9 protein-coding genes and 1 pseudogene are annotated in these 10,613 nt (G+C 41.4%); 6 read left to right on the plus strand and 4 right to left on the minus strand.

Translation table 11 applies throughout. From position 1 onward, the window contains the following. Positions 1-61 precede the first annotated feature (61 nt). On the minus strand, positions 62-1,543 hold the full coding sequence (locus NWP25_RS09790; protein ID WP_280652005.1) for a CIA30 family protein: 1,482 nt from the start codon (positions 1,541-1,543) through the stop codon (positions 62-64). A gap of 237 nt (positions 1,544-1,780) precedes the next feature. Here NWP25_RS09790 and NWP25_RS09795 point away from each other — a divergent pair, with 237 nt between their 5' ends. The 4 genes from NWP25_RS09795 (at position 1,781) to NWP25_RS09810 (ending at position 5,297) form a co-directional block, all read left to right on the plus strand. Then, positions 1,781-2,275, plus strand: coding sequence for a HugZ family pyridoxamine 5'-phosphate oxidase (locus tag NWP25_RS09795; protein ID WP_280652006.1), 495 nt, complete (start codon positions 1,781-1,783; stop codon positions 2,273-2,275). A gap of 36 nt (positions 2,276-2,311) precedes the next feature. Next, positions 2,312-3,208 carry an alpha/beta fold hydrolase gene (locus tag NWP25_RS09800; protein ID WP_280652007.1) on the plus strand — a complete coding sequence of 299 codons (897 nt, stop codon included), beginning with the start codon at positions 2,312-2,314 and terminating at the stop codon, positions 3,206-3,208. A gap of 447 nt (positions 3,209-3,655) precedes the next feature. Beyond that, the gene (hemH, locus tag NWP25_RS09805) at positions 3,656-4,822 is read left to right on the plus strand and encodes a ferrochelatase (RefSeq protein ID WP_280652008.1); all 1,167 of its coding nucleotides are present in this window, start codon (positions 3,656-3,658) and stop codon (positions 4,820-4,822) included. A 325-nt stretch (positions 4,823-5,147) separates the two neighbouring features. Further along, a complete protein-coding gene (locus NWP25_RS09810; protein ID WP_280652009.1) occupies positions 5,148-5,297 on the plus strand; it encodes a hypothetical protein in 150 nt (49 codons plus the stop codon). Between the two features lie 61 nt (positions 5,298-5,358). Here the strand turns inward: NWP25_RS09810 and purB are convergent, their stop codons facing one another. From purB to NWP25_RS09825, 3 genes are all read right to left on the minus strand, one after another. After that, positions 5,359-6,654: an adenylosuccinate lyase gene (purB, locus tag NWP25_RS09815; protein ID WP_280652010.1), complete on the minus strand. Its 1,296-nt coding sequence runs from the start codon at positions 6,652-6,654 to the stop codon at positions 5,359-5,361. 93 nt (positions 6,655-6,747) lie between these two features. After that, positions 6,748-7,785, minus strand: a complete 1,038-nt coding sequence (locus NWP25_RS09820) for a YihY/virulence factor BrkB family protein (RefSeq protein WP_280699288.1) — start codon at positions 7,783-7,785, stop codon at positions 6,748-6,750. 315 nt (positions 7,786-8,100) lie between these two features. Continuing rightward, entirely contained in the window at positions 8,101-9,630 is a 1,530-nt protein-coding gene (locus tag NWP25_RS09825) for a YifB family Mg chelatase-like AAA ATPase (RefSeq protein ID WP_280652012.1), read from the minus strand. Positions 9,631-9,965: 335 nt separating this feature from the next. On the opposite strand from NWP25_RS09825, the gene NWP25_RS09830 reads away from it, so the two are divergent. Then, the gene (locus tag NWP25_RS09830; protein WP_280652013.1) at positions 9,966-10,316 is read left to right on the plus strand and encodes a histidine triad nucleotide-binding protein; all 351 of its coding nucleotides are present in this window, start codon (positions 9,966-9,968) and stop codon (positions 10,314-10,316) included. A 171-nt stretch (positions 10,317-10,487) separates the two neighbouring features. Further along, a pseudogene (locus NWP25_RS09835) lies at positions 10,488-10,613 on the plus strand (photosystem II q(b) protein); the annotation flags it as partial.

A 10,613-nucleotide genomic window follows, 5' to 3' on the forward strand; every position in this document is an offset into this window, starting at 1 on the left:
GGAAGTGGGAAAGTTTTTTTGTTTTCAGTATCCCTGTCTTCCTATCCTGCTTTTCCTGTATTTATTGATCTGGTTGTAAATGGGAAAATAGCTGATACCAATTCATATCATTACCACTATTTTCTCCTGCTTTCACTTCTAAAGTGATATTACAGGCATTTGATTGGTGTAGCGATCGCACACAAATTTCAGCTACATCATCACGGCTAATTTTGCCTCTCATATTATCACCTTGCTCAAAGATTAATTCCTTACCACCTGGTTCCTCAGTCAAAGCGCAAGGTCGAATAATGGTGTAAGGAATCCCACTGGATCTTAAACTATCTTCCCCTCTCAATTTCCATGTTAAGATTCCTCCCAACTGGTCATTTAATCTCACAGCTGGTGGTTCTTCATCTAAATTAATCCCAGGTCTTCCCGGACGAGTTACCCCAGCGGAACTGACAAGGACAAACCTGGGAAAAGTCTCCCCGCCATAAGCTTTAATGGATTCAATTTGTAAAGCAAAACCACCTGGTGAAAACTTGGGATTTAAAGCCCCATCATATTCAAATTTACTCAACATCAATTGAAATGACGAAACTTGACTAGTATTTATGGGGGGACAATTTTGCACCACCTTGGCGCGAAACACTGGAATTAAATCTGAAAAAGGAACACGAACAGTGATCCAAGTATTATCTACGGTGTCAAAAGAATAACTGTAACCAACCCCATCCCATTTTGTATCTGTTCGTAAAAACAGTTTGTAACGCTGACCATCACCTTTCACACGTAACTCTACACCTGGGTAAGCAGATAAATTAAAGCAAGGGTAAAAATTCTTGGTTCTAATAGACGCAAATCCGCCAGAGTTAGCCGTAGAAACATTACCAGCAAACACAGCCGTATTTTCTAAAAATTGTATATTACTGGCACTCACACCACCCATAACAATATCATCCACTGCACCCCAAACATTTTTTAATTCAGCCGAGGGATGAGTAAAATCAAATATCAGTTTTTCATTGGCTGGAGGTAAATATTTCGCCGCAGCTGTCACCAAGTTTTTCACACCTTGATATTCTACATTTTCGGGAGTATCCCCAACAACTTCTGGCATATAAAATTTCACACCTTGGTTATATTTAGCTCGATCTGGTGTGTCGCCTTCTACTGGCTGTACACGCACTGCGGTGCAACAAATCACGGCTTGGATATTGCTCATCACCATTGAATTTAATGTTTCTGGTTTAGTGATATCCCCAGCTACTAAGTCAACCTCATTACCAAGAATTGTCCGTCCTTTTTCAATATCTCGCACCAAGGCGCGAACTTTATTTCCTTGTTGCAGCAGTCGTTGTACAACTCGTTTTCCCACTCCACCCGTCGCACCTGCTACCAGTATTACACCCACATTTCTTCCTCCATCCGGTTTTTGATCCTCGTGGAAACGACCTTGAATTAACCGCTTGACCCAGTTAAGACAGGGAAACACCTCGAAATAGGTTAAAGTATCGATAAACCTAACCACGTCCCATTGAGAACGATTTTTGTCAGCCACAATTGCGTCCTCATCATTGTTTGCTTTTACGTACATCATAACCGAACCGAGTCCAGCACCCACCACCCCAGCACTTTTAAAGGAATGAAGGTTATCTGTACCTTAAAAGCGACAACAATTTAACCTTTTTGTTGAGCTATATATTGAATAACACCTGCTTTCGATATATTGCCAGTAGTGGACATAAAATAACTAAGTGTCCATAATCAAGTGTTGGTATTAAAATAAGACTTACCTATGTCCAAAATTGAACAAGCTCAAGCTGAGTATGAAACTTTCACCCAAGGATTTAAAAGCGTAATGATTAGCACTGTTAGTCAGGCTGGAATACCCAATGCCAGTTACGCTCCTTGCGTCATAGATGATGCTAAAAGCATCTATATCTACGTTAGTGGTCTAGCAACTCATACTCAAAATTTGCACGTCAATCCTCATGTGAGTGTTTTATTTATTGATGATGAATCTCAAACTCAGCAAATTTTTGCCCGTCGGCGACTGAATTTTGATTGTACAGCTACTTTGATTGAACGCGAAACTCAAAGCTGGCATGAAATTGTGGCATTATTTAAAGAACGTTTTGGCGAAATTATTCATGTTTTGCATGACTTACCTGATTTTCGGATTTTCCGGTTAACTCCTCACACTGGCCGTTTTATCATTGGTTTCGGGACGGCATATAAAATTACTGGTGATCAACTCGATACACTGGTTCATATAACCCCTAATAGTTAATTTAAGTTGTGTAAACCTGAAATTTTGTACAAATTTATGCTTGAGTTTCAACCTCCCGGTTTTGGGCATAAAGTTATTCATACATCTCTAGGCCCAATGGTTTACTACACCCAAACCACTGCACCCTGGTTAAGTGCGGATACTCAAGATTTACCACCCCTATTGTTTCTACATAACTTTGGCGGTGGGGCTTCTGCATTTGAATGGTCCAAGGTGTATCCGGCTTTTGCAGCTACACATCAAGTATTAGCACCCGATTTAATTGGTTGGGGAGAGTCTGCTCATCCAGTGCGGGATTATCAAATCAGGGACTATCTCACAACTACCCTGGAGTTCATTACCCAAACTTGTGGCCAACCAGTAACAGTGGTGGCTTCTTCTTTCACAGCTGCTTTGGCTATCCGTCTGGCTATTAGTGATCCTCATTTATTTCGCAGCTTGTTTTTAGTCTGTCCTTCTGGATTTGATGACTTTGGTCAGGGGGCGGGACGAAGATTACCATTACCGATTATTAATTCGCCGTTATTGGGTAGTTTAATTTATACCTTGGGTGCAGAAAATGAAATTGCTGTCACAAATTTTTTGCAAAACTTTCTGTTCGCTAAACCAGAACGAGTCTCTACAGAAATCGTGAGAGCTTATTTAACTTCTGCACAACAGCCTAATGCTAAGTTTTCCGCTTTGGCATTTTTGCGGGGAGACCTTTATTTTGATTTGAGTTTGTACATACGGCAACTAAAAACTCCCACGGTGATATTGTGGGGAGAGAAAGCACAATTTACTACCATCAAGTTAGGGCGACGTTTAGCAAATTTGAATACCACCGCAATTAGAGCTTTTTATGCCATGGCAAACACAGGAATATTACCCCATCTAGAAAATCCAGAGGTTGTCATTGCTTTATTGCTACGCTCTTTGAAAACTTGTTTGTAAAACCTTACAATATGTTACATTCCATAAAGAAATATTAAAAAATCCGCAACTTGACCTTTGTCACAAAATCAGTCTAACATTTGAAAATATGAAGTTAACTTAAAGCATACTTAGAAAGTCTTTATCAACAACAAATCATGTTTGTGGGTGTGGGTTTATTATGGATAAAGACTGGAATCCAGCGATTAAGACTATGAAATTAGCCTTGGGTGTGGTGTGACATACCAGAACTTGGATGTTAGATCCAAACCCTAGAGGAGATTCCACCTCTACTTGTGCAAGAGAAACCTTGTACCAGTGAGTGGTTTCTATGAATGGAGAATCACCATTCCTTTAAGGCGGTGAGTGTCAAATTTCGCCACTGGCGACTATAAAGCTTTATATTTAATAAAGATATATTGTTAACATTAGTAAAAAAGCTGAAAAGATTGGGGGAAAATAACTGCTATGAGTCGTGTAGGCGTTTTATTACTCAATCTCGGTGGACCTGATAAGCTGGAGGATGTTGGGCCTTTTTTGTATAACCTATTTTCTGACCCAGAAATTATTCGCCTACCGTTTCGCTGGCTACAAAAACCCCTGGCCTGGTTTATTGCTTCACGGCGAACCAAAACATCTCAGGCCAACTACAAGCAAATCGGCGGTGGTTCCCCACTGCGGAGAATCACAGAAGCTCAAGGACAAGCCTTAAAACAACACTTGGCTGATTTAGGACAAGAAGTTAACATCTATGTGGGAATGCGTTATTGGCATCCTTACACGGAAGAAGCGATCGCACAAATCGCTAAAGATCACATCGAACACTTAGTAATTTTGCCGCTTTACCCGCAATTTTCTATTAGTACTAGTGGTTCTAGCTTTCGGCTGTTAGAAAAACTGTGGCAAGAACAGCCAGAACTCCAGCCCAATGACTATACTCTCATTCCCTCTTGGTACAAACAACCAAGCTACCTCCAGGCAATGGCACAACTCATAGCACAAGAACTAGATCAATGTCCTCATCCCGATAAAGCTCATATCTTTTTCAGCGCTCATGGCGTTCCTAAAAGCTACGTTGAAGAAGCCGGAGACCCTTATCAGCAAGAAATTGAGGAATGTACTACTTTAATTATGCAGACTCTCAATCGACCCAACCTTCACACTTTAGCCTACCAAAGTCGTGTAGGCCCAGTAGAATGGCTACAACCTTATACTGAAGATGCCCTCAAACAACTGGGCGCACAAGGCGTAAAAGACATAGTTGTTGTACCCATCAGTTTTGTTTCAGAACACATTGAGACTCTACAAGAAATTGACATTGAATATCGGGAAATAGCTGAAGAATCAGGAATTCACAACTTCCGTCGCGCCTCAGCTCCTAATACTCATCCACTATTTGTTAAAGCATTAGCAGACCTGGTAATGGATGCGCTACAAAGCCCCAGTTTCAAGCTTTCCCAAGCTGCACAAATGAAAAAAAAGGTGAAAATGTATCCTCAAGAAAACTGGGAATGGGGTATGACTACCAGCGCCGAAGTCTGGAATGGTCGTATTGCTATGCTGGGCTTTATTGCTTTAATCATCGAGCTACTTACAGGTCGTGGTCTACTACATTTAATTGGCATTTTGCAATAAGTAGAGAATCCAATAGGAATTCTTAAAGTGGTGGGGATGCAAGAAACGGAATGAAAATGCCAAGACACTGGCCCGTAACCTAAACAAAGCTAACGCTTTAGTCCCTTAGGAAGACTTAAGTGTTAAAAACATCTTAAAAAATCATTGTCTTGCTAAATCTTCATGGGTTTTAATTTTTCTTGCTTCTTCTTCCTTGTCTGCCAAGTCTGGCCCTATTATAAATCTCTCTGCAAAGACCTACTCCTGTGAGGGGGAGGCCATCCCTGTTCCCCTGGGGTGCAGTAGCTTCTGGAACTACCCTAGAAATTGCTATGAACAATTTGCCATGAATAATTTAGAATTTACGCCTCCCATGCCCCTAGGTAGATTTTTTTACTATCAAGTTTCTGATGTTCATGAGGGCTTTCAGCGAGAGATACCCTATGGTTTAGTACGAGTGCAGGTGTATTTAGCAGATGTATTAATTTGTGGATAAATCAGGGGATGGGGCAAAAAATGGTATTTACCCCTACCCTCTACCTAGTCAGACCTCAGGTCTAAATACCCAATCGTTGGTAAACTTCTTTTAAATAGCGGAGATGTTGCTGTGGGTCAAAACACATTTCCAGTTCTCCTGGGGACAACTTTTGAGTCACACGGTGATCTTGACTAATTAAGTTGTGGAAGTTTCCTTCTGGCTTATTCCAGGCAGCATGAGCGCTTTCTTGGACAATGGCATAGGCTTCTTCTCGCTTCATTCCCTTGTCTATCAAAGCCAGTAGAACTTTTTGGCTAAATACCACACCGCCATAACAATTCAGATTCCGTGCCATGTTTTCTGGGTAGACGAGCAGGTTTTTCACCAAATCCGTTATTTCTACTAACATAAAGTGTGTCAAAATACAAGCATCTGGCAAAATTACCCGTTCCACAGAACTATGGGAAATATCTCGCTCATGCCATAAAGCAACGTTTTCTAAAGCTGCACCAGCATGACTTCTCAACAACCTAGCCATTCCTGTCAGCCGTTCAGAACGGATGGGGTTGCGTTTATGAGGCATTGCTGAGGAGCCTTTTTGACCTTTAGCGAAAAATTCTTCAACCTCTAAAACGTCGGTTTTTTGAAGATTGCGAATTTCTACAGCAAAGCGTTCAATAGATGCTGCAACTAAGGCTAATTGTTGCACATAGTCGGCATGGCGATCGCGAGAAATAACTTGTGTTGAGGCCGTATCCGGTTTAAGACCGAGTTTTTGGCAAGCCATCGCTTCCACTCGTGGTTCAATATTGGCATAGGTTCCCACCGCACCAGAAATTTTACCCACAGCTATGGTTTCCCGGAGAACTTTCAGCCTTTCTTGATGACGCAATACCTCAGCTAACCATCCAGCTAACTTAAAACCGAAAGTCATCGGTTCAGCGTGAATACCATGAGAACGACCGATCATCACCGTATCACAGTGTTCCCGTGCCTTATGGCGAATTGCCTGAATTAAATTTTCCAGGTGTTGCGACAATAGATCCAAACTGGCAACTAATTGAAGTCCTAAAGCCGTATCCAGTACATCTGAACTGGTTAACCCCAGATGAATATAGCGTCCAGCATCACCGACATATTCATTGACATTAGTTAAAAAGGCAATGACATCATGACGAACTTCAGCCTCAATTTCCAGCACTCGCTTCGGGTCAAAGTCCGCCTTAGCCTTGATTTCCTCAACAGCCTGAGAAGGGATATAACCCAATTCAGCTTGGGCTTCACAAACTGCAATCTCTACCTGAAGCCAGGTTTTAAACTTGTAAGATTCAGTCCATAGGTTGCCCATTTCGGGCAAGGTATAACGCTCAATCAACGTTCGCGGCAGAACACAACTGTCATATTCTACAGTTTAATTAGCTCATCCATAACCATCACTTTGGTAAAAATTTCATAAAAAATTTCATATTTAATAGCGCCGATTTTGGCGACGGCGTTTTAAGCGTTTGGGATGGCTAAGATAACGCAGAACACGCTTAATTAAGCGAGAGGACTGCTTTTTTCTGTGAGCATTTACCCTCCATTGAAGGGTAATATCACTTCTTACCCCTGGTTGGACAGGAGTTGTATTAGTGAATGGCATAGCATTTTCTGTGGGAGTGATACCAGTAGTGCCATATCTTCGCGCATAAACTTGGGTAAAGGCCGCACCAAAGAAGAGAATTTGGGCTGCATAATACACCCAAGCAATGATCACCACCAGTGAACCAGCAGCGCCATAGGCTGAACCCAAAGTACTCCTACCTATATACTCTCCTAACAAAAACTTACCAATCGCAAACAAAAAAGAAGTAATCACAGATCCAATGAAAACATCACTCCAAGTGATTCTCACATCTGGTAAAACTTTAAAAATTAGCGCAAAAATAACTGTATTGATGATGAAAGAAAGAATAAAATTAGCCATTTGCCAGATGGAATCAATACCTGTTAATGTGCTGCTAAAGTAAGTTATCACTGCTGTTAATCCCGCACTAATAATTAAAGAAACGAGAAGTAAAAAGCCAATACCCAATATCATTGCGAAGGATAAGAACCGTTGGCGAATAATTTTTATTATCCCGCGTCCAGGTTTTGCTTTTACATTCCAAATTGTGTTGAGAGAATTTTGTAACTCCGCAAATACACCAGTAGCACCTAATAGCAAAATCACAACACTAATAATAGAAGCAATAGTTCCTGTTTGTGGTGTTCTAGCATTTTTAATTGCTATTTCTAGGAATTGCGCGCCATCTCTCCCCACTAAATCTTCAATTTGGCGAACAATTTCACCCCTAGCAGCTTCTTCTCCAAATGCTGCTCCAGCGATGGCAATTACAATAATCAGCAAAGGTGCAAGAGAAAATATAGTATAATAAGCCAATGCTGCGGCTAACCGTGAAGCTTGAACCTCACTCCATTGTTTAAAAGTTTCTCGCAATAGTATCCAAATTGTCTTTAACTTCACTTAACCAATCTCCTTATCAACAAGAAGTTGCAGCCCTCCTGCTATATTTGATACTGTTTTTTTTATTCAATACATCTTCCTGCAGTTATTCGTGAAGTGTTCTTGAGGCATAATTTATCTTACAGGTAAGAAAATTTAAACTTGTAGTCAGGACTTAAGTCGTTATTTCCTCATAACTTCAGTGCTAACTACAAACCACAACAATTTGTCAACAAATTTAATATATCACCAGATAAGTAACTACAGATGAACAGACATAACCTTGTATTTCATCCCCATCCAAATTAGTACATTCATAGGACTGTAAAAGAAAGACTATTGCATCCTATCAATGGTGCGATATTGAATCGCTTCAGCTATGTGATTGCCTTGTAATTCATTTTCTCCTGCTAAATCTGCAATAGTCCGGCTGACCTTGAGAATGCGATCGCTCGCCCTGGCTGATAAACCTAATCTTTTAATTGCTGCTTCTAATAAACTCCTGCCAGTATCATCCAACTTGCACCATTTCTGCAAGTGATGACTTTGCATTTGAGCATTGCAGCGCAGATTTGCCTCTCCTTGGAAACGTTCAATGGCGCGACCGCGTGCTTTTTTAACTCTTACTAACACTGAACTAGAAGTTTCACCCGTGGGTTGTTGGGTAATTTCTTCTGGTTTTAATCGATTAACTGCAACTTGCAAATCAATGCGATCCATGAGCGGTCCCGATAATTTTGCCCAATAATTTTCTCGTTGTCTAGGTGAACAGGTGCATGGTTGAACAGTATCGCCATAGTAACCGCAAGGACAGGGATTGGTGCTGGCTACTAAAGTAAACTGCGCCGGAAAAACCACAGATTGTCTAGTGCGGGAAATTGTCACATAGCCATCTTCTAAAGGTTGGCGGAGAAATTCTAAAACATCCCGCTTAAATTCTGTTAACTCATCCAAAAATAATATTCCTTGGTGAGATAAAGAAATTTCCCCAGGACGGGGAAAGCTACCACCCCCAACCAGAGAAGGCCCTGATGCTGAATGATGAGGACTGCGAAACGGGCGATCTCGTACTAAAGAACCGCGATTTTTCAATAACCCAGCTACCGAGTGAATCCGAGTTACCTCTAAAGATTCTGCAAACTCCAAAGGTGGTAGAATTCCCGGTAAACGTCTGGCCAGCATCGTTTTACCACTACCGGGGGGCCCCACAAAAATTAAATTGTGACCACCAGCAGCGGCAATTTCCAAAGCACGACGAGCATGAGCCTGTCCTTTAACGTCTTTTAAATCTGCTTGAGAATAAACTGTTTTTGGTGACTGCTCTAAATTCTCCGGCTCTACGGGTTCATAACGCCCTGGATTATTCAATAAATCCACCACATCGGCTAGATGTTTGCAGCCGTAAACAGACAATCCCTTTACTACTGAAGCTTCTTGAGAGTTATCAGTAGGAACCACTAAACCTGAAATTCCCATTTTTTTGGCTGTCGCCGCAATAGGTAGAACCCCAGCCACAGGACGTAAACTACCATCGAGAGAAACCTCACCTAAGAAAAGATAATCTCCCAGCAAATCCGGGCTAACTTGTTCAGAAGCAGCTAAAATTCCCACACTAATAGGTAAATCGAAACTTGGTCCTTCCTTGCGTAAGTCAGCTGGAGTGAGGTTAATGACAATTTTCCGCATGGGGAAAGCAAAACCCGCGTTCTTCAACGTTGCTTTGACTCGCTCTTTAGATTCTTGAACCGCCGAATCTGGTAGCCCCAAAACTACAATTCCTGGTAAACCGCCTGAAACATCGACTTCTACCCCTACTTTGACGGCATCGATGCCCACAATACATGCACTCCAGACTCTAGCCAGCATTTGTTCTATGTGTAGTAAACCTTTAAAACCTGTAACAGATGAGCGGGTAACTTGACATGAGTGAAACCACAGAAACTATTTCCATGATGGATTTAGTTAAGCCAACAGCATAATTAAAAGAACAACACCATACTTCTGCCCCCCTGGTTTAGTTCAATTACTCCTGTTTGGGAAATACAGCAGTTTCTACCTAGATAAAACACAGAGATGAATTATAAACCTATTGTCGGGTCGGCATCCCGCCCTTGTACCTACTTAGATGAAATCTGCTGTAACTGAAAATATAACGCCAAGCGATGGCCTAAAATTTTTAGCAGATGATACAGTAAATCGCCATGACGGAAACTACAGACACTATTTTCAGCAAAATTATTAGCCGGGAAATTCCGGCAAATATTGTTTATGAAGACGACTTAACCCTAGCCTTCAAAGACGTTAACCCGCAAGCCCCAGTTCATATCCTTGTCATTCCCAAAAAACCCATCGTTAAATTAGCCGATGCCGAATCTCAAGACCAAGCTCTTTTAGGACATCTTTTATTAACTGTCCAACGCGTAGCCGCCGAAGCTGGATTAAACAACGGTTATCGTGTTGTCATCAACAATGGTGCTGACGGCGGTCAAACCGTCTACCATTTACACTTGCATATCTTGGGAGGACGACAGATGGAGTGGCCCCCTGGTTGATAAAACCTCATTGAATCGTGTCTTGAGATGCGATTCATTATAAAAACAAATGATTTTCATCAGTAAAAATTAATTAAAATTGCTTTACAAATCAAAATTTTTTTTTTAATGTAGTAATCAGGTAAGCAAGTTTACTTATTACCTCGTAAAAACAAAAGCAATCATAAACAAATGACCACAACCTTACAACAGCGCCAAAGCGCCAACGTATGGGATCGCTTCTGCGAGTGGATCACCAGCACCGGCAACCGCATCTACATCGGTTGGTTCGGCGTACTAATGATCCCCACCCTACTA

The organism is Umezakia ovalisporum Ak1311 (genome assembly GCF_029891685.1).
Classification (GTDB): Bacteria; Cyanobacteriota; Cyanobacteriia; order Cyanobacteriales; family Nostocaceae; genus Umezakia; species Umezakia ovalisporum.